The 26,103-nt window shown below is 73.8% G+C and carries 27 protein-coding genes; 5 read left to right on the forward strand and 22 right to left on the reverse strand.

What is annotated here, in order from left to right:
- A partial coding sequence (locus tag C5508_RS13185; RefSeq protein WP_157944089.1) for a DUF222 domain-containing protein occupies positions 1–712 on the reverse strand: 712 nt, incomplete at its 3' end.
- A gap of 72 nt (positions 713–784) precedes the next feature.
- Between C5508_RS13185 and C5508_RS13190 the strand changes: the two genes are divergently transcribed.
- Complete coding sequence (locus C5508_RS13190) at positions 785–1,315, forward strand: phosphoribosyltransferase (protein ID WP_104525410.1); 531 nt, start codon at positions 785–787, stop codon at positions 1,313–1,315.
- Positions 1,316–1,349: 34 nt separating this feature from the next.
- Here the strand turns inward: C5508_RS13190 and trpC are convergent, their stop codons facing one another.
- The 10 genes from trpC to C5508_RS13240 all read right to left on the reverse strand — a co-directional run bounded on the left by trpC (position 1,350) and on the right by C5508_RS13240 (position 11,893).
- A complete protein-coding gene (trpC, locus tag C5508_RS13195; protein WP_104525411.1) occupies positions 1,350–2,159 on the reverse strand; it encodes an indole-3-glycerol phosphate synthase TrpC in 810 nt (269 codons plus the stop codon).
- 111 nt (positions 2,160–2,270) lie between these two features.
- On the reverse strand, positions 2,271–2,888 hold the full coding sequence (locus tag C5508_RS13200; protein ID WP_104525412.1) for a Trp biosynthesis-associated membrane protein: 618 nt from the start codon (positions 2,886–2,888) through the stop codon (positions 2,271–2,273).
- Positions 2,885–4,393, reverse strand: coding sequence for an anthranilate synthase component I (locus C5508_RS13205; RefSeq protein WP_104525413.1), 1,509 nt, complete (start codon positions 4,391–4,393; stop codon positions 2,885–2,887). Before C5508_RS13205 ends, C5508_RS13200 begins: the two co-directional genes overlap by 4 nt.
- The gene (gene hisI, locus C5508_RS13210; RefSeq protein WP_104525414.1) at positions 4,390–4,767 is read right to left on the reverse strand and encodes a phosphoribosyl-AMP cyclohydrolase; all 378 of its coding nucleotides are present in this window, start codon (positions 4,765–4,767) and stop codon (positions 4,390–4,392) included. Before hisI ends, C5508_RS13205 begins: the two co-directional genes overlap by 4 nt.
- Before the next feature lie 25 nt (positions 4,768–4,792).
- Positions 4,793–5,503, reverse strand: coding sequence for a hypothetical protein (locus tag C5508_RS13215; RefSeq protein ID WP_104525415.1), 711 nt, complete (start codon positions 5,501–5,503; stop codon positions 4,793–4,795).
- 22 nt (positions 5,504–5,525) lie between these two features.
- Complete coding sequence (locus tag C5508_RS13220; protein ID WP_104525416.1) at positions 5,526–7,196, reverse strand: FAD-binding dehydrogenase; 1,671 nt, start codon at positions 7,194–7,196, stop codon at positions 5,526–5,528.
- A 10-nt stretch (positions 7,197–7,206) separates the two neighbouring features.
- Positions 7,207–7,689: a hypothetical protein gene (locus C5508_RS13225; protein ID WP_104525417.1), complete on the reverse strand. Its 483-nt coding sequence runs from the start codon at positions 7,687–7,689 to the stop codon at positions 7,207–7,209.
- A gap of 9 nt (positions 7,690–7,698) precedes the next feature.
- On the reverse strand, positions 7,699–8,205 hold the full coding sequence (locus tag C5508_RS13230; RefSeq protein WP_104525418.1) for a hypothetical protein: 507 nt from the start codon (positions 8,203–8,205) through the stop codon (positions 7,699–7,701).
- A gap of 83 nt (positions 8,206–8,288) precedes the next feature.
- Positions 8,289–10,118 (reverse strand): ABC transporter ATP-binding protein, encoded by a 1,830-nt coding sequence (locus C5508_RS13235; protein WP_104525419.1) that lies wholly within the window; start codon positions 10,116–10,118, stop codon positions 8,289–8,291.
- On the reverse strand, positions 10,115–11,893 hold the full coding sequence (locus C5508_RS13240) for an ABC transporter ATP-binding protein (RefSeq protein WP_232797126.1): 1,779 nt from the start codon (positions 11,891–11,893) through the stop codon (positions 10,115–10,117). Before C5508_RS13240 ends, C5508_RS13235 begins: the two co-directional genes overlap by 4 nt.
- A 108-nt stretch (positions 11,894–12,001) precedes the next feature.
- Between C5508_RS13240 and C5508_RS13245 the strand changes: the two genes are divergently transcribed.
- Positions 12,002–12,607, forward strand: a complete 606-nt coding sequence (locus tag C5508_RS13245) for a TIGR03085 family metal-binding protein (protein WP_104525421.1) — start codon at positions 12,002–12,004, stop codon at positions 12,605–12,607.
- A gap of 22 nt (positions 12,608–12,629) precedes the next feature.
- On the opposite strand, the gene C5508_RS13250 is transcribed toward C5508_RS13245, so the two are convergent.
- From C5508_RS13250 to C5508_RS13280, 7 genes are all read right to left on the reverse strand, one after another.
- Positions 12,630–13,697 (reverse strand): SIS domain-containing protein, encoded by a 1,068-nt coding sequence (locus C5508_RS13250; protein ID WP_104525422.1) that lies wholly within the window; start codon positions 13,695–13,697, stop codon positions 12,630–12,632.
- Positions 13,694–14,443 carry an ATP-binding cassette domain-containing protein gene (locus tag C5508_RS13255; protein ID WP_104525423.1) on the reverse strand — a complete coding sequence of 250 codons (750 nt, stop codon included), beginning with the start codon at positions 14,441–14,443 and terminating at the stop codon, positions 13,694–13,696. Before C5508_RS13255 ends, C5508_RS13250 begins: the two co-directional genes overlap by 4 nt.
- A complete protein-coding gene (locus C5508_RS13260; protein ID WP_104525424.1) occupies positions 14,440–15,669 on the reverse strand; it encodes an alanine racemase in 1,230 nt (409 codons plus the stop codon). Before C5508_RS13260 ends, C5508_RS13255 begins: the two co-directional genes overlap by 4 nt.
- Positions 15,670–15,683: 14 nt before the next feature.
- Positions 15,684–16,655, reverse strand: a complete 972-nt coding sequence (locus tag C5508_RS13265; RefSeq protein WP_104525425.1) for an ABC transporter permease — start codon at positions 16,653–16,655, stop codon at positions 15,684–15,686.
- On the reverse strand, positions 16,652–17,614 hold the full coding sequence (locus C5508_RS13270; RefSeq protein WP_104525426.1) for an ROK family protein: 963 nt from the start codon (positions 17,612–17,614) through the stop codon (positions 16,652–16,654). Before C5508_RS13270 ends, C5508_RS13265 begins: the two co-directional genes overlap by 4 nt.
- Positions 17,615–17,659: 45 nt before the next feature.
- Positions 17,660–18,667 carry a phosphotriesterase family protein gene (locus tag C5508_RS13275; RefSeq protein WP_104525427.1) on the reverse strand — a complete coding sequence of 336 codons (1,008 nt, stop codon included), beginning with the start codon at positions 18,665–18,667 and terminating at the stop codon, positions 17,660–17,662.
- A 62-nt stretch (positions 18,668–18,729) separates the two neighbouring features.
- Positions 18,730–19,848, reverse strand: coding sequence for a substrate-binding domain-containing protein (locus C5508_RS13280; protein WP_104525428.1), 1,119 nt, complete (start codon positions 19,846–19,848; stop codon positions 18,730–18,732).
- 194 nt (positions 19,849–20,042) lie between these two features.
- Between C5508_RS13280 and C5508_RS13285 the strand changes: the two genes are divergently transcribed.
- A complete protein-coding gene (locus tag C5508_RS13285; protein WP_104525429.1) occupies positions 20,043–21,236 on the forward strand; it encodes an ROK family transcriptional regulator in 1,194 nt (397 codons plus the stop codon).
- Here the strand turns inward: C5508_RS13285 and hisF are convergent.
- The 3 genes from hisF to priA are packed head-to-tail and all read right to left on the reverse strand — an operon-like array spanning position 21,233 to position 23,120.
- On the reverse strand, positions 21,233–22,003 hold the full coding sequence (gene hisF, locus C5508_RS13290; protein ID WP_104525430.1) for an imidazole glycerol phosphate synthase subunit HisF: 771 nt from the start codon (positions 22,001–22,003) through the stop codon (positions 21,233–21,235). The two genes, C5508_RS13285 and hisF, sit on opposite strands and share 4 nt — an antisense overlap.
- Positions 22,000–22,392: a RidA family protein gene (locus C5508_RS13295; protein WP_104525431.1), complete on the reverse strand. Its 393-nt coding sequence runs from the start codon at positions 22,390–22,392 to the stop codon at positions 22,000–22,002. The genes hisF and C5508_RS13295 overlap by 4 nt, the downstream gene beginning before the upstream one ends.
- Positions 22,389–23,120 carry a bifunctional 1-(5-phosphoribosyl)-5-((5-phosphoribosylamino)methylideneamino)imidazole-4-carboxamide isomerase/phosphoribosylanthranilate isomerase PriA gene (gene priA / locus C5508_RS13300; RefSeq protein ID WP_104525434.1) on the reverse strand — a complete coding sequence of 244 codons (732 nt, stop codon included), beginning with the start codon at positions 23,118–23,120 and terminating at the stop codon, positions 22,389–22,391. The genes C5508_RS13295 and priA overlap by 4 nt, the downstream gene beginning before the upstream one ends.
- Before the next feature lie 30 nt (positions 23,121–23,150).
- Here priA and C5508_RS13305 point away from each other — a divergent pair, with 30 nt between their 5' ends.
- Both C5508_RS13305 and C5508_RS13310 read left to right on the forward strand, forming a co-directional pair.
- Positions 23,151–23,963 carry an alpha/beta hydrolase gene (locus C5508_RS13305; RefSeq protein WP_232797127.1) on the forward strand — a complete coding sequence of 271 codons (813 nt, stop codon included), beginning with the start codon at positions 23,151–23,153 and terminating at the stop codon, positions 23,961–23,963.
- 81 nt (positions 23,964–24,044) lie between these two features.
- On the forward strand, positions 24,045–25,073 hold the full coding sequence (locus tag C5508_RS13310; protein WP_104525432.1) for an esterase/lipase family protein: 1,029 nt from the start codon (positions 24,045–24,047) through the stop codon (positions 25,071–25,073).
- 10 nt (positions 25,074–25,083) lie between these two features.
- On the opposite strand, the gene C5508_RS13315 is transcribed toward C5508_RS13310, so the two are convergent.
- On the reverse strand, positions 25,084–25,923 hold the full coding sequence (locus C5508_RS13315; protein ID WP_104525433.1) for a helix-turn-helix transcriptional regulator: 840 nt from the start codon (positions 25,921–25,923) through the stop codon (positions 25,084–25,086).
- Positions 25,924–26,103 lie beyond the last annotated feature (180 nt).

Genomic DNA, 26,103 nt, shown 5'->3' on the forward strand with positions numbered 1-26,103 from the left:
CCTCGGGATGGGTCATCAGGGCGCGGAACTCGCTCATCCCGTCCCCGACCGGGCGCACGGTCACATCCGCGCCGCGTCGCCGCTGCTCCCGCCGCCGATCCGCCGCGGCGGCGTCGCGGGCCACCAGCTCGGCGCGGACCGCCTCCCGCAGCCCGCGCAACGACAGTTCGCCGGCCCGGGGAAGCACCGCGGCCTCCGCCCCGGCAATCACCATCGGGTCGGTGTCCCGGCCGGTGGCGGCGACCTCGGCGGCGATCGCCCGGGCGCGGGGCCAGTCCAGCCGTCCCAGCCGCAGCAGGGCGTAGGTGCCCGGCAGCAGCGTGGTGAGGATCTCGGCGTGCTCCAGCAGCGTCACCGCCGCCGCCCGGCTGCAGTTCTGCACCGCCGCCAGCTCATCGGGCACGAACTCGCTCACCCCCGCCGGCCCCACCGTCCCCGCGCGCTCACCGCCCGGCGGGGGGTCGACCGGAGCCGGACGCGCCGCGGCCAGGTCCATCACCAGCTCCACCCGCAACGCCGCCAGCTTCGCCTCGGCCGCCACGATCTGCCCCACCAGCGCCGCCGCCGCCGTAGCGCTGCGGCGCGCCGGCAACCACGCGCTCAACGGCTCGTCACACGGCGACGGGTCCGGATCAGCCAGCTCCCACCGCGAGGGCACGTCGTCGACCGGCACCACGGTGACCCCCACCGCGAACCCGCCCGCCGATCTCATGCCCCGACGCTAGCCCCGGGGTACGACAATTCTCGCTCGTGCATCCGGACGTGCGTCGCTACGGTCTCGCCCGTGAGCGAGCCGGGACGACGTGCCGTCCTGGACACCTTCCGCTGGGTCGGCGGACACGCGGACGTCTGGTGGATCTTCGCCGACGGAAAGGCCTTCGAGGAGGTCGTCGCGGGGCTGGCGGAGCCGTGGGTCGACGCCGGCGTCACGCACGTCGTGGGGATCGAGGCACGCGGATTCATCGTGGGCGCGCCGGTGACGGTTGCCCTCGGGGCGGGGTTCGTCGCCGTCCGCAAGGGGCCGGGAGGAACCCTCCCGGGACCGACGCTCCGCACCGTTACGGACCCGGACTACCGGGCCACCCGGCACGATCTCCGCATGCAGGAAGTCCTCGGCCGGGGGGCTCGAATCCTCCTGGTCGACGACCGGGCCGAACGCGGTAGCCAGGCGACGGCGGCGGTGGCCCTCGTGCGACGGTCGGGAGCGCAGTTCCTCGGCGTCTCACTCGTCGTTGACGAGCTCACCGACGACGTCCGCAGAAGCCTCGGGCGGGTCACCGCGCTGGCCACTCGCCAGGAGCTGGACGACCCCTGACACCTCGTGTCCCCCGTGACTGTGAAGGAAGGGGTCAGCGACTCGTTCGCGGGGTGGCGGGGTGCGAGCCCGCCGTCACCAGGTCGGCCACCGCCTGGCGGGCGTCGCCGGCGGTCACCAGGCCCTCGCCGACCAGCACCGCGTCGGCACCGGCGGCGGCGTAGCTGATCAGGTCGTGCGGGCCGCGGACACCGGACTCGGCGACCTTGACGACCTCCGACGGCAGCCCCGGCGCGATCTTCTCGAAGGTCGACCGGTCCACCTGCAGGGTCGTGAGGTCGCGGGCGTTGACGCCGATCACCGAGGCACCGGCCTCCAGCGCACGGTCGGCCTCCGCCTCGGTGTGCACCTCGACCAGCGCGGTCATGCCGAGGGACTCGACCCGCTCGAGCAGGCCGGTCAGCACGTTCTGCTCCAGCGCCGCGACGATCAGGAGCACGACGTCGGCGCCGTAGGCGCGGGCCTCGTGCACCTGGTAGCTGCTGACGACGAAGTCCTTGCACAGCACCGGCACGTCGACGACGGCCCGCACCGCGGCGAGGTCGGCGTGCGATCCGCCGAAGCGGCGGCCCTCGGTGAGGACGGAGATGACCCGGGCGCCGCCCGCGGCGTACTGGGCGGCGAGCTCTGCGGGGTCGGCGATGGCGGCCAGGTCGCCTTTCGACGGGCTGCGGCGCTTGACCTCGGCGATGACGCCGACGCCGGGAGCCCGCAGGGCGGCCAGCGCGTCGAGTGCGGGCCGGGCCGCCTGGGCGGCTGCCTTCACCTGGTCGAACGGCGTGGCGGCCTCGCGCACGGCGAGGTCCTCGCGGACGCCGGCGACGATCTCGTCGAGAACGTTCATCGGCGCCCTGCCTCTCGCACGGTCAACCCCTGGCGGATGGAGAACCCACTCTAGAAGGGGCCGCACCGGCCCCCGGCCCGGGGGCCGGTCCCCCGGGCCGGGGCGGTTCCGCTATACGGCCGATCCGGTCCCTGGAGACGGAAACTCGGTGGGGTCCTCGCCGCGGTCCAGTGCCTTCCACGCCTCCTGCGCCCGGTCCTCGTCGGTGCGCGGCGGAGCTGCGGCCGGTGTCCGCTCGTAGCGGCGCCCCATTCCCGGCCACCCGCGTCCGCGCACGGTGGCCAGCAGGCCGACGGCCACGGCGAGCAGGCCCGCGACGAGCGCGAGGACCGGCCAGGCGGGCGAGACGTCGACGGCGACCGAGCTGACGCTGCTGCCGCTCGCACCCGGGAGGTCGTCCGCCGCGCCGGCCACTCCCCCGGCGAGCACCCGGACGGCCGACCAGAGCAGGGCGCCGCCCGCCGCCGCGGTGAGCAGACCGACGACCGCCCGCCCGGCACCGCGCACGGCCAGCAGCGCCACGGCGGCGGCCAGCAGCACCAGCCCGGCCGCGGGGACCAGAGGGGCCGCGTCGCTCCCGGAGAGGGCGCCGTCGACCGGCGGCAGCGGGGCCCGACGCTGCGCCGTCACGTCCGCCCAGCGCTGGCCGGCCGCCGACAGCGCGAGGGCCCCGGCGACGGCGGCGCCCAGCACCGCCGCGATCAGGTGCCTGCGCCCCTGCTGGCTCACGGCAGCTCCCGGAGCATCTCCGCCGTCGCGATCGCCGACAGCACCGCCCGCGCCTTGTGCCGGGTCTCGGCCTCCTCGGACGCGGCGTCGCTGTCGGCCACGATCCCCGCCCCGGCCTGCACGTACGCCCGGCCCTGGTGCAGGACCGCGGTGCGGATGGCGATCGCCATGTCCATGTCACCGCTGGCGTCGACGTACCCGACCGTGCCCGCGTACAGCGCGCGGCGGGTCGGCTCCAGGCTCTCGATGATCGTCATCGCGCTCGGCTTGGGCGCGCCGGAGACGGTGCCGGCGGGGAAGGTGGCGTCGAAGACGTCGAGCGCGTCGCGTCCGGGGCTCACCTCGCCCGCGACGGTCGAGACCAGGTGCATGACGTGGCTGTAGAGCTCCACCCGCATGAAGTCGGGCACCTCGACGCTGCCCGGCACGCAGACCCGGCCCAGGTCGTTGCGCGCGAGGTCGACCAGCATCACGTGCTCGGCCCGCTCCTTGGGGTCGGCCAGCAGGCCCTCGGCCAGCCGCAGGTCCTCCTCCTCGGTGGCGCCCCGGGGCCGGGTGCCGGCCGGCGGGTGCACCACCGCGGAGCTGCCGGTCACGGTCACCAGCGCCTCCGGCGAGGAACCGACGACGTCGAACGGCGTCTCGCGCCCGGCGAAGCGCAGCAGGTACATGTACGGCGAGGGATTCGTCGCCCGCAGCACCCGGTAGAGGTCCAGCGCGTCGACCTCGGTCTCCAGCTCGAACCGCTGGGACAGCACCACCTGGAAGGCGTCCCCGGCGCGGACGTGCTCGCGCACCCGCTCGACACCGTCCTCGAACTCACCGGGGCCCAGGTTGCTGCGCACCGGCGGCGCGTCGGCCCGCTCGAACACCGCCACGGTCGGTGCGGCGGCGCCGGTGAGGGCGGCGGCCATGTCGTCGAGCCGGGCGACGGCGTCGTCGTACCCGCCCCCGCCCCGCAGGGCGTTGGCGATCAGCAGCACCGAGCCGTCGGTGTGGTCGAGCACGGCGAGGTCGGTCACCAGCATCATCGCCAGCTCGGGCATGCCGAGGTCGTCGGTGCTGGTCTCCGGCAGCCGCTCCAGCCTCCGCACGACGTCGTAGCCGAGGTAGCCGACCAGGCCGCCGGTCAGGGGCGGCAGCCCGGCGGTACGCGGCGAGCGCAACCGGCGGGACAGCACGCGGACCGCCTCGAGCGGATCGGCGGGCAGCTCGTCGGTCAGGCCGGGGACGTCGTCACCCAGCCACTGCGTGCGGCCGTCCCGCTCGCTGAGGACGCCGGAGCTGCGCACGCCGACGAAGCTGTAGCGCGCCCAGCGCTTGCCCTGCTCGGCCGACTCCAGCAGCACGGTGCCCGGGCGGTTGCCGGCCAGCGCCCGGTAGACGCCGATCGCCGTCTGACCGTCGGCGAGCAGCCGCCGGGTCACCGGCACCATCGCTTCCCCGCCCGCCCCGTCCGTCGCCGCGAACTCCTCGCGGCTCGGGGTGGTGACGCCGAACCTCACGGTCGCACCCCCGGGACCGCCGGGAGCTCGCGGAAGAAGCAGCTGCGTGCACCGGTGTGGCAGGCGGCGCCCTCCTGGTCGACCAGGATCAGCAGCGCGTCGCCGTCGCAGTCCACCCGCACCTCGCGCACCCACTGCCGGTTGCCCGAGGTCTCGCCCTTCGCCCAGTACTCCTGCCGGCTGCGCGACCAGTAGGTGGCCCGGCCGGTGGTCAGGGTCCTGCGGAGCGCCTCGTCGTCCATCCAGGCGACCATCAGCACCTCGCGGGTGTCGTGCTGCTGGACGACGGCGGCGACGAGCCCGGACGGGTCGTGGCGCAGCAGCGCGGCGACCTGCGGGTCGAGCACGGGTTCGGCGGGCGGGGCGGCGGACATGCTGCCAGTCTGCCGTGCCCGCCGCTCAGCCCTGCGGGGCGGTGAACCACCTGCGGCCGGGGCCGAGCAGCACCAGCCCCAGGGCGACCAACGGGAAGGCGGCGAAGAACAGGGCGAAGACCGCGAGCACACCCCCGAGCTCCTCCACGCGGCCGAGGATCTCCTGCAGCCGCACCGCCCAGTAGCCGGTGAGCAGCAGCTGGACGGCGTGCGCCGCGACCAGCACCAGCCAGGACGTCCGCACCCGCCGGGTGAGGGCCAGGATGCCGCCGACGACCAGCAGGACCACCGACAGGACCTGGACGATCGTCAGCGTCGTGCCGAGATCTTGGAGCTGGTAGGCCTGGGTGGGCGCGCCCGTGGGGTTCTCATCGATCGCGACGGCGGCGACGGAGGCGAAGAACCACACGTAGAACGACGCGATCAGCACCAGTGCTCCCTGGACGAAGGCCAGCACGGCGGCACCGACCACCTGCCCGGGGCGGTCCGGCGGCCGCGGCGGCCCGAAGGGCACCGACCCGTACGGAGGCATGCCGTAGGGCGGCACGCCGTAGGGCGGCACGCCGTAGGCCGGCACGCCGTAGGCCGGCACGCCGTAGGGCGGCACGCCGTAGGGCGGCACGCCGTAGGGGGCGGGACCGCCGTAGGGAGCCGGCCACGGAGGACGTGCCGTGGGCGGCGGCCCGGTGTAGCCCGGCTCGGCAGGAGCGGACGGGTCGGCCCAGGGATCGCTCACGACGTCGTCCGTCCGGCTCCGGTCACAGGACCTCCGCCAGGGCCCGGCCGGCGACCCTCCCGCTGAACAGGCAGCCGCCGAGAAAGGTGCCCTCCAGCGAGCGGTAGCCGTGCACGCCGCCGCCGCCGAACCCGGCGACCTCGCCCGCGGCGTAGAGGCCCGGGAACACCTCGCCGCCGGGCCGCAGGACCCGGCCGGAGAGGTCGGTCTCCAGGCCGCCGAGCGTCTTGCGGGTGATGATGTTCAGCCGCACGGCGACGAGCGGCCCGGCCGCCGGGTCGAGCAGCCGGTGCGGCTGCGCGACGCGGATGAGCTTGTCGCCGAGGTAGTTGCGGGCACCGCGAACGGCGGTCAGCTGCAGGTCCTTGGTGAACGCGTTGCCGACCTCGCGGTCTCGCGCCACGACCTCCCGCTCCACCTGCTGGAGGGTCACCTCCGGCGCGCCGCCGGTGATCCGGTTCATCCCGGCCACCAGCTCCGGCAGCGTCGGGGCCACGACGAAGTCCTCCCCGCGGTCCAGGAAGGCCTGCACCGGCGCGGCGACCCCGGCCCGCGCCCGGTTGAGCAGGAGCCTGACGTCCTTGCCGGTGAGGTCGGGGTTCTGCTCGGAGCCCGACAGCGCGAACTCCTTCTCCACGATCTTCTTCGTGGCGACGAACCAGGTGTGCTCGTGCCCGGTCTGCCCGATGTGCGCGAGCGTGCCCAGGGTGTCGAAGCCGGGGAACAGCGGCACCGGCAGGCGCCGGCCGGTCGCGTCCAGCCACAGGGACGACGGCCCGGGCAGGATGCGGATGCCGTGCTGCGCCCACACCGGCGAGTGGTTGGCGATGCCCTCGGTGTAGTGCCACATGCGGTCGCTGTTGACCATGCTGGCGCCGGCGGCGACGGTGGCCTGCTGCATCTGCCCGTCGACGTGGGCGGGGACGCCGGAGAGCATCCGCTGCGGCGCGGGGCCGAGCCGGGCGGGCCAGTTCCGCCGCACCAGCTCGTGGTTGCCGCCGATGCCGCCGGAGGTGACGACGACGGCCTGCGCGGCGAACTCGAAGTCGCCGACCTCGATTCGCGAGCTGGCCTCGCCGCGGGCGACGTCGCTGGGCTCGAGGACGGAGCCCCGCACACCGGTGACCGCACCGCCGCTGACGACCAGCTCGGAGACCCGGTGCCGGAAGCGCAGCTGCACCAGGCCACGCTCGGCGGCGTCGCGCACCCGGCGGGCGAACGGCTCGACGATGCCGGGCCCGGTCCCCCAGACGATGTGGAAGCGCGGCACGGAGTTGCCGTGACCGGTGGCGGTGTACCCGCCGCGCTCGGCCCAGCCGACGATCGGGAAGAAGCCGACGCCCTGGGACCTGAGCCACGCGCGCTTCTCCCCTGCCGCGAACTGCAGGTAGGCCTCGGCCCACTGCCGCGGCCAGTGGTCGCTGCCGCGGTCGAAGCCGGCCGTGCCGAACCAGTCCTGGCGGGCCAGCTCCAGGGAGTCGCGGACCCGCAGCCGCCGCTGCTCGGGCGAGTCGACGAGGAACAGCCCGCCGAAGGACCACCACGCCTGCCCGCCGAGGGACTGCTCGGGCTCCTGGTCGACCAGGATGACGCGCTTGCCGGCGTCGGCCAGTTCGGCGGTGGCGACCAGACCGGCCAGCCCCGCACCCACCACGACGACGTCTGCCTGGAAGCTGCCGGTGTTCGTGCTCACACCGGCGACGCTAGCGGGCACGCCGTCCGGCGCGCGTCCCCCCTGCCGGGCGAGTTCCCCGCGAGTGGGCGCACCAGGCGCGCACCGGCGCACGGCAGGCCAGGACCAGCCCGTTCACCGGGGCGACGGCGAGCAGCAGGGCCAGCCACATGTCGCCGGCTGCGCCCAGGGCGCCGAAGAGGAAGGCGACGGAGACGATGGCCAGCAGCGGGACCAGCGACGCGACGGCCAGCACCACCCAGCCTCCCCGCACGCCCCGCCACACCATCCCGGCACCGGCGGCGACGGCGAGGGCCAGGACGACCGGGAGGGTGAGCAGCGGGCCGGCCTCCGGGTCGCCCTGCCACAGCAGCCAACCGAGGTAGAGGACGACGCCCGCGGTGAGCAGGGCGAAGACGGCGGCGTAGGGCACGAGGTCGGGGCGACCGGCGGGCTCCGCGGCGCGGGCGACCGGCGCGGCGCGGGGCGACCTGCGGGCGGCGGGCGACGGCACGACCGGAGCCTAGGACCGGTCCCGGCCCCGTGCGGTGGGCGCCCGCCCGCGTTGAACGGCGACCCACCGGCGCACGGAGGGCAGGGACGCCAGCACCGCCAGCACCGCGGGCAGCAGCGCGTCGCCGATGACGAGCGCGAGGTCGTGCCGGCCGGCGACGACCGACAGCACGGCGTCGGCGGCGGCCGCGACCGCCAGGACCAGCCACGACCGGCCCAGCAGCAGCATCAGCGCACCGACGACGACCACTCCGAGGACGACGGCCCGGAGGACCGCGAGGGTGGCCGGCTCCGCCGTCTCGCTCGACCGCACGGCGAACAGTCGCGTGAGCAAGGCGATCAGCGAGACCATCAGCGAGAAGCCGCCGCTCAGGAAGGCGAGGACGCCGGCCACCACCGCCGGAGCCGGGATCGCGGCACGGACGGCGGGCCGCGATAGCGCCGGCCGACGCGCGGCCGTCGGCAGGAGCGCGAGGAGGGCGGCGAGCACCGGCAGGGTCGCGACCGCCGCGGCCACGGGCCAGCCGACGGATGCATCCGCGCAGGCTAGGGGGCCATCCGGTCCCGGCTGGTTCCCCTGGACGACGGACACGCCCCGGCTCAGGCGACCGGTTCCGGCTCCCCGGCCGACGACCGGCGCCAGGAGGTGTGCAGGCGCGCGTAGGGGCCCTCGGCGTCGACCAGTTCGGCGTGCGTTCCGCGCTGCACCACGCGCCCGGCGTCCACGACCAGGACCTCGTCGGCCCGCTCGGCGGTCGACAGCCGGTGCGCGATGGTGAGCGTGGTGCGCCCGGCGGTGAGCGTGTCCAGCGCGCGGGTCAGCCGCTGCTCGGTGGCCGGGTCGACGGCACTGGTCGCCTCGTCGAGCACGAGCAGGTGCGGATCGGCGACGTAGGCGCGGGCGACCGCGACCAGCTGCCGCTCCCCCGCCGACAGGGACTCCCCGCGCTGGCCCACCGGGGTCAGGACGCCGGCGTCGAGCCCGTCCAGCCACGTCCGCAGCCCCAGCTCGTCGAAGGCCGCGGCGACCTCGTCGTCGGACATGCCGGGGCGGCCGTAGCGGACGTTCTCGGCGATCGAGGCGTCGAACAGGAACCCGTCCTGCGGGACCATCACCACCCGGGAGCGCAGGGAGGAGAAGGCGACGTCGGTCAGCGGCACCCAGCCGTCGGCGTCCGAGCCCAGCAGCACCCGGCCGGCGGTGGGGTCCATGAGCCGGGTGACCAGCTTGGCGAAGGTCGTCTTCCCCGATCCGGTCTCGCCCACGATGGCGACCCGCCGGCGGGGCTCGATCGTGAGGTCGACGGCATCCAGAGCCGGCCGGGCGTCCGGCGAGTACCGGAAGCCGACGTGCTCGAACCGCACGCCCAGCGGGCCGTCGGGCAGCTCCCGCGCGCGCTCGGGGGTGGCCACCGCGGGGTCGCGGACGTCGGGCTCGGTGTCGAGCACGTCGAGCACCCGGCGGAAGCCGGCGACCGCGTTCTGCGCCTCGTTGAGCACCTCGCTGGCCGTCTGCACCGGTGCGACGAACAACGTGACGAGGAAGAGGAAGGCGACCAGCGTCCCGGCGGTGATGTCACCCGCCAGGCCCAGCAGGACGCCGACCACCACGACGGCGGCGTTGGCCAGGGCGGCGACGAACTCGCCGCTGACGAACACCGCGGCGGTGACCTTCTGCGCGTCCACCTGCGACCGGTAGTGCCGGGCGATGGCGGCGTCGAGGCGGGCCGCCGTCCGGGCCCGGACGCCGTAGGCGCGCACGGTCGGCGCCCCGACCACGGACTCGGCCACGGCGGCCAGCACGTCGCCGACGCGGGCCCGCACGACGCCGTAGACGTCGACCAGCCGGCGCGCGAAGGCCCGGATGGCGAAGACGAGCGGCACGAAGCAGACGAGCACCAGCAGGGTCAGCTGCCACGAGTAGACCGCCATGACGACGGTGGCGACCAGCAGCTGGCCCACGCTGACCAGGCCGAGGAGCCCGCCCCACTGCATGAAGACCGAGAGCTGGTCGACGTCGCTGGTGACGCGGGAGACCAGCGACCCGCGCCGCTCCCCCTGCTGGTGCAGCACCGACAGGTCGTGCACGTGCCGGAAGGCGCGCACCCGCAGACTGGCCAGGGCGGTCTCCGTCGTCCGGAAGAGCCGGACGTTCATCCGGTAGACCGCGACGGCGGTGACGACCACGACCACGGCGCAGAGCAGGACCACCGTGCGGACGAGGTCCAGGTCGGCGCTCCCCGTGCCGTTCAGCCCGCGGTCGATGACCTGCTGGACGGCGATCGGGACGACGACGCGGCCGGTGGTGGCCAGCAGCGCCAGGGCGAAGGTGACGGGCAGCCCACGCCGGAACTCCGGCATCATCCGCAGGCCGCGGCGCAGGGTGGCCATGCTGCCCTCGGCGCGCTTCCCGGTGGCGGCGAGGGTCATGCTGGCACCTCCTGCGCCTGCGCGTACGCGCGGACCAGGTCCGCGTAGCCGGGAACGCGGGCCAGCAGCTCGTGGTGCGTCCCGCGGGCGACGGCGCGACCGTCGGCGAACCACACCACCTCGTCGGCGAGGGCGATGGTGGCCTGGCGGTAGGCGACGACCACCACCGTGGCCGGCGTCTCGCTGCCGCGCAGCGCGTCGAGGATCTGCGCCTCGACGGCCGGGTCGACCGCGCTGGTGGCGTCGTCCATCACGAGCAGCCGGGGCCGGCGGACGACGGCGCGCGCGAGCGCCAGGCGCTGCCGCTGGCCGCCCGACAGCGAGGCGCCCCGCTCCCCCACCTTCGTGTCGAGCCCGTCGGGCAGCGCGGAGACGAACCCGTCGGCGGCGGCGACCCGCAGGGCGGCCCACACGTCGTCGTCAGTGAACGGACCGCCCAGGGTGACGTTGTCGCGCACCGTGTCGTCGAAGAGGAAGGCGGTCTGGGCGACGAACGCGGCCTGGTCGCTGACCTCGCCCTCGCGCAGCCGGCGCACGTCGAGGCCGTCGAGGAGCACCGTGCCGTCGGTGGGGTCGACCAGACGCACCATCAGCCCGGCGAGCGTGGACTTGCCCGATCCGGTGGGCCCGACGACGGCCACCGTGCGGCCGGCCGGGACGTCGAAGGTGACGTCGTGCAGCGTGGGCCGCGCGGCGCCGTCGAAAGCGAACCCGACGTCGCGCATCGCCACCGCGGCTCCGCCCTCGGGCCGAGCCGCCGCATCCGGCCCGTGCGGCGTCTCCCCGGACGCCTCGAGCACGGGGGTGACCCGGTCGAAGCCGGCCAGGGCGCGCGGCAGGTCGGCCAGGACCCACCCGATGGCGCGGATCGGCAGCGCCAGCAGGGTGAACAGGTAGGCCACCGACACCAGCTCGCCGGCGCCGACGTCGCCGCTTGCCACCCGCCCGGCGCCGATGAGCAGGACGGCCAACGTGCCCAGGTTCGGCAGCGCCTCCATCATCGGGTCGAACAGGCCGCGCACCCGGCCCACCGCGACCAGGCCGTCGCGCAGCTGCTCGGTGCGCACGGCGAAGCGCGCGGTCTCGCTGTCCTCGCGACCCAGGGTCTTCACCACGAGGCCGGCGTCGAAGCTCTCGTGCGCGATCTCGCTGACCTCGGCGCGCAGCTGCTGGGCCCGCTGCATCCGCGGGCTCATGACCTGCGAGTAGACGATGTTGGCGGCGAACACCAGCGGGAACACCACCAGGCCGACCACGGCCAGCAGCGGGTCGGTGAGCACCAGCGCGACGGCGGTGATCGCGATCATCACCAGGGCGCCGCAGGCGAAGGGCAGCGGCGCGACGAAGAACCACGCGGCCTCGACGTCGGAGTTCGCGTTGGACAGCAGCTGACCGGTGGGGTGGCGCTGGTGCCACGACAGCGGCAGGCGCAGGTACTGGCCGGTGACCCGGCGGCGGTACTCGGCCTGCAGCCGGTAGCTCATCACCCCGGCGAACAGGCGCCGGCCGAGGATGCCGACGATCTTCAGCACGGCGACACCGAGGATCGCCAGCGCCGCGAGGGTCAGCGCGGAGGCGGTCGTGACCCCGTCCTCGAACGAGGGCAGCAGGACGCGGTCGGTGACCTCGCCGATCACGTAGGCGCTGGCGACGGTCATCGCGCCGTAGAGGCTGCTGGCGATGAACGCGAGGGTGAACATGCCCGGCTGCTCGCGTACGGCACGGCCGACGTGGCGGAGCCCCCGCCGCATGACGGCGTCTCTGCGGCGGGACACGGCACTCCTCGGGGTCGGTCCAGGATCAGGATGGTACGCGAATCGTTACCCCCGCTAACCGATCAGGCGCGAGGTGTGGCCGGCGTGCTCCCTCGGTAACTTCGCGGGATGAGCGCCTCTTCCCTGCCCGAGCGCGAGCGCGCTGCGCTCGCCGACCTGCTGGAGACGGTCGGGCCGGACGCCCCCACCTGCTGCGAGGGGTGGACCACCGCCCACCTGGCCGCGCACCTCGCCGTCCGGGACCGCCGCCCGGACGCGCTGCCCGGTTACGGCCTGGAGATGCTCCCGGGCGGTGAGCGCCTGGCCTGGTGGTCGCACAGGCTGGAGGCCCGGCTGCGCGCGGGGACGCCGTACGGCGAGGTCGTCGACCAGGTGCGCTCCGGCCCGCCGTCCTGGACCCCGATGGCCTGGCCCGCCGTGGTTGGTGCGCTCAACGTGGCCGAGTACGCGATCCACCACGAGGACGTGCGCCGCGCGCAGCCGGGGTGGGAGCCGCGCCAGCTCTCCCCAGCCGACCGCGACCAGCTCTGGGGCGCCACCGGCCTGATGGCCCGCCGGGCGGCGGGCCGCCGCGGGCTCGTGCTGCGTCGCACCGACGTCCCCGGCGAGGAGAAGCGCCTGGGCGCCGGAGGCCGCACGGTCAGCGGCGACCCGCTGGAGCTGCTGCTGTGGGTCTCGGGCCGCCGTGCCGCCGCACGGGTGAAGGTCGCTTAGCCCGCGCACTGCCCCGCGGGACTCACGTCGTGTGAGTCACCTTGGTGAGGCCCTCCGGCCGGTCAGGGTCGAACCCCTTGCGGACCGAGAGCTCGAGGGCCAGGGACTGCAAGGGCACGATGCTCAGCACGGGCAGGAGCGCATCCGGGACGTCCGCCGGGAGGATTCCTGCTAGTCCGGGCCGCGCGGCGTCGACGCCCACGACAGTGACGTCGGCACGCCGGGCGCGCAGTCCGGGCAGCAGTGCCTCCACGGACTCGCGACCCGCCCGCTCACCGAGGAAGCAGAACACCGGCGTGCCGGGGGTCACCGCGGCCAGCGGCCCGTGCTTGACATCGGCCGCGCTCCAGCCCGAAGCGGCGATGCTGCTGGTCTCCATGAGCTTCAAAGCACCTTCCCGGGCGGTCGCGGCGCCGAACGCCCGACCGATCAGCACCGCCCGCTCCGCCCCCACCAGCCGCTCCGCGAGTCCAGGAGCGAGTTCGGCCGACCGTCGGACCACTTCCCGGCCCCGCTCGGCCAGCGCGAAGATCTCCTCGTCCACCAGCGAGGACGGCTCCCCCGCCGCCGCGCGCAGCCACAGGTGCAGCGCCAGCAGCTCCGCCGTGTAGGTCTTGGTCGCCGCCACCGAGCGCTCCGGCCCCGCCGCCAGGGGGACGTGCAGATCCGCCGCCCGTGCCAGCGGGCTGTCCGGATCGTTGGTGAAGGCGATGGTCGGGCTGCCGGAGGTGCGCGCGCTCTCCACCGTGGCCAGGAGGTCGGGAGAGGCGCCGCTCTGCGACACCGCCACCAGGCAGCTCTTCGGGTCGTGGACATGCCGACCGTAGACCGTCGCCATGCTCGGCGTGGCCATGGCAGCGGGCACGCCCAGCAGCCACTGCGCGAGGTACTGGCCATAGATGGAGGCGTGGTCGCTGGACCCGCGTGCGGCGAACACCAGGCCGGTCAGCCGCCCGGCGGCGCGCAGCTCCGCCGTGAACCGGCCGGCCTCGTCCACAGCCCGCCGATCGGCGAGGAGGTCCAGCCAGCGGTCGGGTTGCTCGGCGATCTCCCGGCGCATGAGCGCGCCAGGGGCGGTCCACTCCGTCATGACAGCCCGGTGATCATGGAGACGATCTCGTTGCGGGACGTCTCCCGCACCGAGCGCACACCCACCTGCGTTCCCCGGCGGAGCACGGCGATGCGGTCGGCCAGCCGGAAGACCTGGTCGAGGTTGTGGCTCACCAGCAGGACCGCAGCGCCCCGCTCGCGTAGGCGGGCGATGAGCTCCTCCACCTTCGCCGTCTCGGCGACGCCCAGGGCCGCCGTAGGCTCGTCCATCAGGACCAATCCGTTGGCCCAGTGAGTGGCCCGGCAGATCGCGATGCCCTGGCGCTGACCGCCCGAGAGGTCGCGCAGCGTGGCACGGGCCGATGGGATGCGGACGTCGAGGGAATCCACCAGCGTCTGCGTCTCCCGCGCCATCCGGCGCCTGTCGAGCAGCCGCAGCGGACCCTTGACCAGCTCGCGCCCCAGAAACATGTTCATGTACACGGGTTGCTCGTCGACCAGGGCGAGGTCCTGGTACACGACCTCGACGCCCTTCCGTCGCGCGTCCGAGGCATCCCGGAAGCTGACCTTCTCGCCGTTGAGCCAGATCTCACCTTCACTGGGCTCGTACAGCCCGGAGATCATCTTCACGAGCGTTGATTTGCCGGCACCGTTGTCGCCGACGAGCGCGACGATCTCGCCGGCCGCCACCTCCAGGTCGAAGCGCTCGACGGCGACCACGCCGCCGAAGTGCTTGTGGATGCCCTTCAGTCGGAGCGGGACCTGCACGGTGGGCGTGAGAGTCACGAGATCCTCCTGGAATCGGCTGCGGACCGGGCGAGGTGCAGAGGAGTGGAGCCGTCCGCTGCCCACACACCCACCACGTGCGGGCTGCCGGTCGAGACACCGGCGATGGCTGCGGTCAGGGCACGGGTGACGAACACCTGGGCCCGGAAACCGAAGACCACCGTGTCACCGATCTCGACCGGCGGCCCCTCGGACGCCTCGACCATGGCGTAGTAGTCGATGGCCTCGGCCGCGGGCATGTCCACCGGCCGGGTCGGCGCGGTGGCCGGGTCGGCGCCGTCGCCGACCACGACCGCGCGCGTGCTGGTTCCGCCCAGCACCGGGTCGACGTACAGCCCGCCGCCGAACACGTAGGCCTGGCCGGCGTAGGAGTGCGACACCTCCGACACGTAGGCGACCGCGGGCTCCTCGACCAGGTCCTCCACCGCATGCCACGGGGTGGTGCCGGTGAGGCCGTGCCCCGGCTCCACCTGGGTGACCCCGGCCTCGGCAAGCAACGGCAGCGTCGCCGTGGACGTCGTCCCTGGCCCGTTGACCGCGATGTCGGACCGACCGGCCTGCCGCAGCCGTCGCACCGCCGCCTGGAGCGTCGCGAGGTTGGGCGTCGGGCGGACCGTCCGGGTCTCCTGGTCGAACAGCATGGCGGGAAACGTCGTCACGCCGGCGAACCGCCCACCGGTGAGGGCGTCCAGGCGGTCGGCTACCGCCACAACGTCCGTGGCGTCGAAGCCGCCCTCGTGTCCGCGGTAGAAGCGGTCGCCGTCGGCCACGATCCGGGCGAGCAGGGCCTGCTCGCGTCCACGGGTCGCCGCGGCACCGGCGGCCTCGGCCGCCTTGGTCTCATTGAATACCGTCCAGAAGGACGGTTCCAGCGCGGCGCCACGGGCGGCCTCGAACCGGGGCACCTGCACCAGGTGCCCGAGGTGCCCGATCCGCAGACCACCGGCAGCATCCGCCTCGGCGTCCTGCAGGTCCACACCCACGGCGTGGGTGAGGCCCTCCTCGGTGAGCGCTCGGGCGACGTCGGGGTTCCGGCCGATCTGCTTGGTCATGGGGAAGGCGGCCAGGCCCAGCCGTGACGCCTCGGCGACCACGGCCCTGGCGTTGCGTCGCACGGCGTCGAGGTCGATGGCGTAGCAGTTGGCCGGGAGCTCGCCGGCACGGTGGAGCCGCGCGGCAGCCCGGAGGAAGTCGGGATTGCGCCGGCGGAGGAGGTCAAGGAACACGGTGCTTCCCTCGGTCAGCTGCCGCGCTTGCCGCGCAGCGAGATGGACACAGCGATGAGGATGATCACGGCACGGGCGACCATCTGCTGAGAGACGGAGAGACCGGCGAGGATCAGGCCGTTGTTGAGCATGGCCATGAGCAGGCTGCCAACCGCAGCGCCGACGACGGTGCCCTTGCCCCCGAACAGGCTCGTGCCGCCGACGATGACCGCGGCGATGGCCGTCATCAGGTCCGCCTCGCCCAGCGTGTACCGGGCGCCCTGAAGGCGGGCCGAGTACAGCAGCCCGGCCACGGAGGCGGCCATCGCGCTGCCGACCAGGACGGCGATCCGCACCCGGGCGACCTTGATACCGCTGACGCGCGCTGCGGAAGCGTTGTTGCCCACTGCCAGCACGTGTGCGCCGTACCGCGTCTGCCGGAGTGCCACGCCTCCGACGACGAGCACGAGGGCCGCCCACCAGACCGTGGCGGGCAGACCCAGCCACTTGGCGCCGAAGAGGCTGATGAAGGTGCCGTCGGTGACGGGCACCGACTGCAGGTCGGTGAGCTCCCGGGCCAGCCCTGCCACCAGCCCCATGGTGGCCAGGGTGACGAGGAAGGACGGCAGCCGGACGACGGCGACGAAGATGCCGTTGAGCAGCCCGACACCCAGCCCGACGCCGAGCGCGGTGAGGACGGCCAGCGGCCAGGAACCGGTGCTCTGCAGGACGACGGCGGCCGACAGCGCGGACAGGGCGACCACCGAGCCGATCGAGAGGTCGATCTCGCCCGCCGAGAGGACGAATACCAGGCCGACGGCGAGCACCATGATCGGCGCCGCCTGCACGAGGATGTTCGTGAGGTTGGCGACGCTGAGGAAGCTGGACGGCTGGGTCACCGCGAAGAACAGGAAGACCACCACGAAGCCGGCATAGACGACGTAGTCCTTCCACTCGACGCGGCCGAGCCGGCTGGGTCGCGCGGAGCGCACCGTCGTCGTGGTCATGAGTTGTCCTCCCAGTCGGATTCGAGCCGAGCAGCGCGGTGAGCCAGTTCGATCGCGCCGAGAACCGACGCCCGGTTGCCCAGCGCGGATGTCCGGACCTCCACGAGCGCATTGCCGAGGTCCGTCAGTGCTGCCCGGACCGGGTCCAGCAGCTCGGGGCGAGAGCCCACGCCCCCGCCCAGGACCACGAGAGCCGGATCCAGCACGGCGATGACGGCGGTGAGGGCGAGGGCCAGATACCGGGCGAGCTCCGCGATGACGCTCACGGCGGCCGGTTCGCCCTGGGCGGCCAGGTCGAACACCTCGCGCGTGCTGAGCGTGGCGCCGGTGGCGAGGCGGTAGCGGGCGGCGATGTTCTCCCCGGCCGTCGCCTCCTCAAGGGCACCGCGACGCTGGTTGACCGGGTCGAACGGGTCGGTGCCCAAAGGCAGGTAGCCGATCTCACCGGCTGCCCCGTGCGCACCGCGCAGCACCCGACCGCCGCTGACGATGCCCATACCGATGCCCGTGCCGACAGCGACGAAGACGAAGTCTTCGTGGTCGCGGGCGCAACCGGCTCGGCGCTCCCCAATCGCGGCCGCAGTCACGTCGTTCTCGAGCACCACGGGGTGCCCCAGCCGGTCGGTGAGCTCGTCGCGCAGGCTGACCGACCCCAGCCCGTCGACGTTCGGGGACAGCGCCAGGGTTCCGCTGCGCGGATCGGGCACCCCGGGGGTGCCCACGGCTGTGGCCACCAGACGCCCGGTCGTGGCCCCGGCGGTTCCCACGAGGCTCCGCGCCAGCACGGCGATCTGATCGACGACGTGCCGGCCGCCTCGTCCATCGGTCGCCGACGTCATCTCGGCGAGGACCTCCCCCGAGCTGTCGGCGACAGCGGCACGCACCTTCGTGCCGCCGAGATCCACGCCCAGCACGTAGGCGCCGTCCCGGCGGAGTCGGCTGAACGTGTCTTCAGGCACGCGTTGCTCCTTCGGAGACTCCCGATGGGGAGCCGTCGACGACGATCAGGACAGGGTGAGCAGCCGTGCCGGATTGGCCGCGAGCATCTGCTCCAGCGCCTCCTCGGTCACACCGAGGTCGCGCAGCATCGGGACGAAGCCGTCGCCCAGGTAGGAGTAGCCGCTCTGCCCGTGCGTGGCGGCGTTGAGGTAGACCTCGGCGCCGGTCATGTCCAGGGACAGCAGGATGCGCTCGGCGTACCCGTCGGCCACCAACTGGGCCAGGCCACGGGCCCGCGAGCGATCGGACCGGTGATAGGCACGCTTGGCGAACTCCCCTTCGGGCGGGTCGGCGGGGACCGGCGCCAGGACGAAGTCCCAGAACTGCTTTCCGATGGTGTCGAAGGCGACGCTTACCCCGGTGTCCAGGACCCGCTTGACGTAGGTCGGATCCGGGTGGATGTCCATGTGGCCGATCACGACCCGGTCCAGGTCCATGCCCTCGTCGCGGAGGATCTCCACCTGCTCGAGGGCCATGGTGCCGTGCGTGGTGTGGGTATTGAGGGCCAGACCGGTGTCCCGCGCCGCCCGCGCGGCGGCGCGGAGGCACTTCTCCTCGTGCGGCGTGATCTCGTCCAGGCCGGTCGCCTGCTCACCGAGGATGCCGACGCGCACGCCGGTCCCGCGCACTCCCTCGGTGGCATCGGCGACGAAGCGCGCGTGCATGGCGGCCAGGTCCGCCTCCAGTGCCCACTGCGGCGAGTACGGCTCCAGGTACACCGCGGCCCCGGCGATGACGTGCACGCCACTGCGCCGCGAGATCTCCTGCAGCAGGCTCAGGCTCTCGCCCTCCTCGTCCCGCCCCACGACCCCGTAGGGACTCAGGTCCACGACGGTTCCGAAACCGAGGTCCCGAATGCCGCGCAACGCTGTGACGGCGACCTGGACAGGGTCGTCGACCGTGCCACCGGAGAGCCAAGGCCCTGGCACCAGGGAGACCAGGTGCTCGTGCGGCAGGACGCGGCCGAGCGCGGTGGCATCGACGGGGCCGAGGACGGTCTGCGCGTGGGCCATGGGTTCCTCTTCGGGTAGGCACCCGGGGCCGGCCGTTTCGCGGCCGGCCCCGGGGCTCGTGATCAGTCCAGGACGCCGGCCGGGGGCTCGGTGCCGTAGTCGCTCTCCCAGCCCTCCACGATGTTGTCCTTGGTCACGGCGAACGGCGGGTTGGCGACCAGTTGCGGGGCCTGCTTGTCCAGGACGCCGTAGGCACCGACGATCGCGAGACCGCGACCGAGGTCGACCGAGGAGTTGCTGACGATCCCGATGACGTTCCCGTCACGCATCATGTCGGCGGCGAGGTTGGCCTCGAGGTCGTTCGTGACGACCTTGACATCGGTCCGCCCCGCCTGACGGAGCGCCGCGAGAACGCCCTCGGCCGCGGTGGCCCAGGCGACGTAGATGCCCTTGATCTCGGGGTTCCGGGTGATCATCGCGTTGGCGATGTCCTCAGTGCGCGCGGGATCGCTGAAGCCCTCCTCGGCGACGATGTCGATGTCCGGGTAGAGGTGGGCGGTCCAGTCCTTGAACGCCTGGTCGCGCTGGTTGGTGAACCAGAAGTCGGCGTCGTGGTAGAGGTAGCCGACCTCACCCTCACCACCGATGGCCTCCCCAAGCATCTCGGCGTTGGCCTTGCCGTACTCGGTGAGCGCACCGGTGACGATGGAGACGATCTGGTCGCCACTCTCGTACCCCGCGGGCGGCGTCGTCATCACAGCGAGCTTCACGCCCTGGTCGACGGCGGGCTGGAAGGCTGCGGCCGCCGACGTGGGGTCGACCGCGATCGTCACGATGATGTCGGGGTCGAGCGCGAGCACGCTCTGCAGGTTGTCCGCCTGGCGCGCTGGGTCGAAACCGGCCTCCGTGCTCGCGACGACGTCGATGCCCAACTCCTCGAACTGCTCGCGGGCACCCTTCTCCGTGGCCGTCACCAGAGCCGAGGACTCGTGCCAGACGAAGGCTGCCTTGTACTGGCCGGCGCGGACCTGAGCGATCTCCTCGTCGGTCAGCTGCAACTGGTCCAGGCTCTCCGGCGTCTCACCGTTGGGCCCGGTGAACTGCAGGCTGGGCATCTCCGCCGGCGCCTTGTCCGCCACGGCGTCGTCCGCCCCGCCGCCGCAGGCGGTGAGCGCGACCGAGCCGGCCAGAGTGGCCGCGATAGCCAGCCTCCACGTCCTGCCTCTGAGCGTCTGCTTCATTGCTGTCTCCCTGGGGCGAGTGCCGCGTCGGTCACGGGCGAAGCTCATCTGCTTTCAGACTGAACGTATTGAATCGCTTCCTCACCCAGGGGTGTCAAGTGGCAAGGGCAAGAGCTAGCGTCACGGTCTGATCACGGGTCTCATGAGTGCTCGGCCCTATTGTTTGTGATCACCGGGCAAGAAAAGGAGGCGGCGTGGATCCGCATCCCAACCGGAACCGTGCCGCGGTCCTCGCCCGGGCCCTGGCCAGCGCACCGACCACGCGGACCGCGCTGGCAGAGGCCACCGGACTCTCCCCGGCCACCGTCTCCCGCATGGTGGACGCCCTGATCGGTGAGGGGCTCCTGCAGGAGACCGCCGAGGTGTCCAGCGGTCGTCGCGGCAGGCGAGCCACGCTGATCGAGGTCGTCGCCGACGGCGCCGTCGTCGCGGGTGTCGACCTAGGGGCTTCGAGCACCCGCATCGTCCTGGCCGATCTGCTCGGCGAGCCACTGCACCGACGGACGTGCCCCACGCCCACCGACCGTGGAGCCGAGGGACTGGCCACCTGGCTGGCCGATGAGGTGGTGGCCGCCGGGCGCGGGCTCACCGACGGGCTCGCTGCCGTGGCGGTAGGGCTGCCGGGTGCGGTCCGGGGCGAGGACCGGACCGTCTCCAGTGCACCCAACCTTCCCCAGGTCGAGCAGCCTGGGTTCCTCGACGTCCTCGAGAAGCGGCTCGGGCCGTGCTTGGACCTTGACAACGACTCGAACTACGCACTGCTCGGCGAGCAGCGCTTCGGCGCCGCCCGGTCGGCCCGAACGGCCGTGATGCTCACCGTCGGCGCGGGGCTCGGAGCCGGCGTCGCGCTGGAGGGACGACTGCTCCGCGGGCGGAACGGACTGGTGGGCGAGTTCGGGCACCTGCCCGTCGGCCCACTGGGCACCCCACTGGAGCACCTGGTGACCGGGTCCGGGATCATGCGCCGCGCCGCGGAGCTGGGCATGGACATCGCGTCGCCGGCCGCCCTCTTCGCAGAGGACGCCGACGGTCAGCTCGTGGCGATGCGTCGCCACGTGGAGCATGCGCTGCTCGTCGTCCTGACCGCCGCAGTGGTGAGCTACGAGCCGGACATGATCGTCCTCGGCGGTCGGATCGGCCGTTCCCTCACGCCCCACCTGCCGGAGCTGCGGGAGAACCTGCGGCGCATCGTGCCGTCGGCCCCTCCGGTCGTCCCTGCACAGTTGAGCGACCTGTCCGGTGCGCTGGGCGCGGCAGTCGCCGCGTTGCACCGGGTGTACCTCGGCCTGGGCCTCGCCGACCACGACCTCGTGGGGGTGCCAAGTCCCCGCGCCCTCGGTTCGGCGGTGGGCGACGGCCCGGTGACCGGAAGCGGAGCGGAGAGCTAGCGGACCGGCACGCCGGCGGCGGCGAGCCCGGCCTTCACGTCGCCCACCCGCAGCTGGCCGAAGTGGAAGACGCTGGCGGCGAGCACCGCGTCGGCACCGGCCTCGACGGCGGGCGGGAAGTGCTCCACGGCCCCCGCTCCCCCGCTGGCGATCAGCGGGACGGCCACCTCGCGGCGGGCCCGGCGGATGAGGTCGGTGTCGAAGCCGGCCCGGGTCCCGTCGGCGTCCATCGAGTTGAGCAGGATCTCGCCGACCCCGAGCTCCGCCGCCCGCACGCACCACTCGACGGCGTCGCGGCCGGTGCCCCGGCGTCCGCCGTGGGTGGTGATCTCGAAGCCTGAGTCGGTCACCGCCTCGTCGCGGGTGCGCCGCGCGTCCAGCGAGAGGACCAGGACCTGGCTGCCGAACCGGTGGGCGATCTCGGCGATCAGCTCGGGCCGGGCGACGGCGGCGGTGTTCACCGCGACCTTGTCCGCGCCGGCGCGCAGCAGCTTGTCGACGTCCTCGACGCTGCGGACCCCTCCGCCGACGGTGAGCGGGATGAACACGCTCTCCGCGGTCCGGCGGACGACGTCGTAGGTGGTCTCGCGGTCGCCCGAGCTGGCGGTGATGTCGAGGAAGGTGAGCTCGTCGGCGCCCTCGGCGTCGTAGACGCGGGCCATCTCGACCGGGTCACCGGCGTCGCGCAGGTCGACGAAGTTGACCCCCTTCACGACGCGCCCGTTGTCGACGTCGAGGCACGGGATGACGCGCACCGACAGGCTCACGCCGCCCCCTCCCGCACGGCGTCCGCCTCGATCTCGACGAGCATCTCGGGATCGATGAGGGCGGCCACCTGGACCATGGTCGTGGCGGGGCGGACGTCACCGAAGAACTCGCCGTGCACCCGGCCGACCTCTTCCCAGCGGGAGATGTCGGTGACGTACATGCGGGTGCGGACGACGTCGTGCAGGGCGAAGCCGGCCCGCTCCAGGGAACTCTCGATGGTGAGCAGGCACTGCTGGGTCTGGGCGGCGGCGTCCCCGGGGTGCGCGACGGCGCCGTCGACCACCGCCGTCGTGCCGCTCACCCACGCGGTGTCCCCGCGGACGACCACCCGGCTGTAGCCGACGACGGCCTCCCAGGGCGCGCCGCTGCCCAGCCGGATCACCGTCACGCGAGCTCCTCGGTCACCCGCAGCGCCTCGGGCAGCGTGAACGCCCCCGCGTAGAGGGCCTTGCCGACGATGGAGCCCTCGACGCCGATGGGGGTCAGCCCGGCCAGGGCGCGGATGTCCTCGAGGGAGCTGACCCCGCCCGAGGCGATCACCGGGCGCGGAGTGGCGGCGCAGACCTCGCGCAGCAGGTCGAGATTGGGGCCGCGCAAGGTGCCGTCCTTGGTGATGTCGGTGACGACGTAACGGGCGCAGCCCTCGGCGTCCAGACGGGCCAGGGTCTCGTACAGCTCGCCGCCCTCCTGAGTCCAGCCGCGGGCCGCCAGGCGGGTGCCGCGCACGTCGAGGCCGACGGCGATGCGGTCACCGTGCTCGGCGATCGCCCGGGCGCACCACTCGGGCGACTCCAGGGCGGCGGTGCCCAGGTTCACCCGGCGGCACCCGGTGGCCAGCGCGGCCTCCAGCGAGGCGTCGTCGCGGATGCCGCCGGAGAGCTCGACGTCGACGTCCAGCTGCCCCACGACCCGGGCGAGCAGCTCACGGTTCGTGCCGCGGCCGAAGGCGGCGTCGAGGTCGACCAGGTGCACCCACTCGGCGCCGTCGCGCTGCCACTGCAGCGCGGCCTCGAGGGGGTCGCCGTAGGAGGTCTCGCTGCCGGCCTCCCCCTGCACGAGACGGACGGCCTGGCCGTCGGCGACGTCGACGGCGGGGAGCAGCTGCAGCTTCGGCACGGCGACCAGCGTAGGGAGGACCATGTCGGCGTGCTGCGGCGGCTGCTCCGGACGGCGCTGGTGCTCGGTCTCGTGTGTGCTGTGGTCGTGGGCCTGCTGTGGGCGTTCCAGCGCCGTCTGATCTACCTGCCGTCGGGCGGTCCGGTGCCCGCCGCGGCCGACGTGCTCCCCGGTGGCCGCGACGTCGAGCTCCGCACGGCCGACGGGCTGCGGCTGGGCGGCTGGTTCCTCCCGGGCCCTGGACCGGACGCGCCCGCCGTCCTGTTCGCGGCCGGCAACGGCGGCAACCGGGAGCACCGTGCGTTGCTGGCTCGCGCGCTGGCCGCCGAGGGGCTCGCCGTCCTGCTGTTCGACTACCGCGGCTACGGCGGCAATCCCGGCAGCCCCAGCGCCGACGGGCTGGCGCTGGACGTCCGCGCGGCGCGGGAGTGGCTGGTCACCGAGGCCGGCGTGCCGCAGGAGCGGCTGGTCTACCTCGGCGAGAGCCTGGGCTGCGCCGTCGTCACCGAGCTCGCGCTGGAGCACCCGCCGGCGGGACTGGTGCTGCGGTCACCGTTCGTCGACCTCGCCGCGGTGGGCGGCGAGCACTACCCGTTCCTGCCGGTGCGGTTGCTGCTGCGCGACCGCTACCCGGTGGCCGAGCAGGTGGCGCGCGTGGAGGTGCCGACGACGGTGCTGCTGGGCACCGCCGACACGATCGTGCCGCCGGAGCAGAGCCGCCGGGTGGCCGCGGCCGCCGGGCGGCTGCACGCCCTGGTCGAGGTGCCCGGAGCCGGGCACAACGACGTCGTCCTCCTCGACGGGCCGGAGCTGGTCGGCGCCGTCACCGACCTCGCCCGCTGAAACCCGGCGCAACCGGAGCGACGCCGTCTCGTTGTCCGGGGCAGGCGTGCGACGGCGCGCGCCGGTTGAGGAGGCACGCTCGTGCGGGTATCCCGGTTCCGACTGCTCGTCCTGCTGGTGGCGGCCCTGGTGGCCGCCGGCGCGGGCACCGCCTCCGCCGGCCCGCACCGCGGCCCCGACACCGGTGCCTTCGCACCGGTGGACCAGCGTGGTCCGAAGCTGAGCGTGCCGGCGGCGGACCTGCAGAAGGCGCTCCGCTGCAACGGGCCGCTGACGAGGCTGACCAGCGATCCCGTGCTCCTCGTGCCGGGCACCACCCTGGAACCCGGGGTCAACTTCGGCTGGAACTACCTGCGGGCCTTCGACCGGGACGGCCGACGCTGGTGCACCGTCACGCTGCCGCAGGACGCCACGGGCGACGTCCAGGTCGCCGGCGAGTACGTCGTGCACGCACTGCGCACGATGAGCCGCGCCGCGCACCGCGACGTCGACGTCGTCGGCTACAGCCAGGGCGGCATGGTGCCGCGGTGGGCGCTGCGCTTCTGGCCCGACACCCGCGACCTCGTCGACGACGTCATCGGCCTGAGCCCGTCCAACCACGGCACCGTCGTCGCCGACGCCGCCTGCGCGCGGCCCTGCAACCCGTCGTTCCACCAGCAGGCCTCGCGCTCGCGGTTCCTGCAGGCGCTCAACAGCGGCGCGGAGACCTTCGCCGGCATCGACTACACGGTGGCCTACACGCAGACCGACGAGGTGGTGGTGCCCAACGTGGGCCCGGCGCCCAGCTCGGCGCTGCGCACGGGGGCGGGCACCGTCGCGAACATCGCTCTCCAGGAGGTCTGCCCCGGCCACGTGGCCGACCACTTCTCGATCGGCAGCTCCGACGCCGTCGGCTACGCCCTCGTCGTCGACGCCCTCGACCACGACGGCCCCGCCGACCGGTCGCGCATCCCGCTGACCGTCTGCGCCCAGCCGTTCCAGCCCGGCGTCGACCCCGCGACGGCGGCGCAGGACTTCGCGGCCATGGTGGCCTACGCGGGCAACCCGGCGGGCAACGCGCCCGACGTGCCGGCCGAGCCGCCGTTGAAGCCCTACGTGTTCCGCCGCTGAGGCCCCCGGCTCAGCTCCCGCCCTGGTGCCGGGCGGCGAACTGGCCGGGTGTCATCGCCGTGACCCGGGCGAAGTCGCGGGTGAAGTGCGCCTGGTCGGCGTAGCCGAGCAGCGCCGCCACCTCACCGAGGCCGGCCGGCCCGGTGCGCAGCCGCTCGGCCGCCTCCTGCAGCCGACGGCGCTGGATGAGCCACTTGGGGGTCAGCCCGAGCCGGCGGTGCACCAGCCGCTGCAGCGCCCGCTCGGAAAGGCCGAAGCGCTCGCAGATCTGGGCGACCCGGGTGACCTCGCGGTCGCCCTCCACGAAGGCGACGACGTCGTTGACCAGCAGGCCGTCGTCGTCGACCGGGAGGAACGGGCGCAGCGCGTCGGCGACGGCGACCATCGCGGCCTCGTGCGCGTCGACCGCATGCGGATCGGCGGCCATGGCGCTCCGCACGCGAAGCGTCAGTGTCTCCCCCGCCCCGCCCAGCACCTCGGCGACGTCGACGTGGCGGTCGGTGTGGTCGCTCATCGGGCCGCCCGCGATCAGCGCTCCGGCGGCCGGAGCGCACATCACGCCGACCGCCCAGCCCGAGCCGGTGAGCGTCGTGGTCGACAGGCCGGAGACGACGCCGTAGAAGCGGGCGTAATCGGGAGCGACCACCACCAGCGACACCGGGTACTGCAGCACCCGCTGCGCCGCCTCCTGCCCAGGCGGCACCGACCACACCGGAATCCAGAAGCGCTGCAGGAAGCCCTCGAACTCCACGGGCGCCGGATAGCGGTACATCACGTGCGAGGCGTCGTCCGGCGTGCGCAGGTGGGCCCGCTCGATGGAGTCCATCGGCCGAGGGCTGTCGGGTTTCATCAAGACCGAGCCTGCCGCACGTCCCTAGCGTCCGGTGCATGAACCGCACCGCCGCCCAGCACGCGGCCGCCGACCGTCCCCTCACCGCGCTCCTGGACACCGTGCCCCCGGACGGCTGGTCCAGCCCTCCCAGGGGGAGGGGCGGGACCAGCCGTCCGGGGGAAAGGTGCTATCTCTTAA

Origin of the sequence: Blastococcus atacamensis, from assembly GCF_002938425.1 — a bacterium.
Taxonomy (GTDB): domain Bacteria; phylum Actinomycetota; class Actinomycetes; order Mycobacteriales; family Geodermatophilaceae; genus Blastococcus; species Blastococcus atacamensis.

Coding starts and splice junctions, on each gene's coding strand:
- trpC (WP_104525411.1), bottom strand. CDS start 2,159: ATGAACGTTCTCGACGAGATCGTCGCCGGCGTCCGCGAGGACCTCGCC.
- hisI (WP_104525414.1), bottom strand. CDS start 4,767: ATGTCCGCCGCCCCGCCCGCCGAACCCGTGCTCGACCCGCAGGTCGCC.
- C5508_RS13235 (WP_104525419.1), bottom strand. CDS start 10,118: ATGACCCTCGCCGCCACCGGGAAGCGCGCCGAGGGCAGCATGGCCACC.
- C5508_RS13245 (WP_104525421.1), top strand. CDS start 12,002: ATGAGCGCCTCTTCCCTGCCCGAGCGCGAGCGCGCTGCGCTCGCCGAC.
- C5508_RS13250 (WP_104525422.1), bottom strand. CDS start 13,697: ATGACGGAGTGGACCGCCCCTGGCGCGCTCATGCGCCGGGAGATCGCC.
- C5508_RS13265 (WP_104525425.1), bottom strand. CDS start 16,655: ATGACCACGACGACGGTGCGCTCCGCGCGACCCAGCCGGCTCGGCCGC.
- C5508_RS13275 (WP_104525427.1), bottom strand. CDS start 18,667: ATGGCCCACGCGCAGACCGTCCTCGGCCCCGTCGATGCCACCGCGCTC.
- C5508_RS13280 (WP_104525428.1), bottom strand. CDS start 19,848: ATGAAGCAGACGCTCAGAGGCAGGACGTGGAGGCTGGCTATCGCGGCC.
- C5508_RS13315 (WP_104525433.1), bottom strand. CDS start 25,923: ATGAAACCCGACAGCCCTCGGCCGATGGACTCCATCGAGCGGGCCCAC.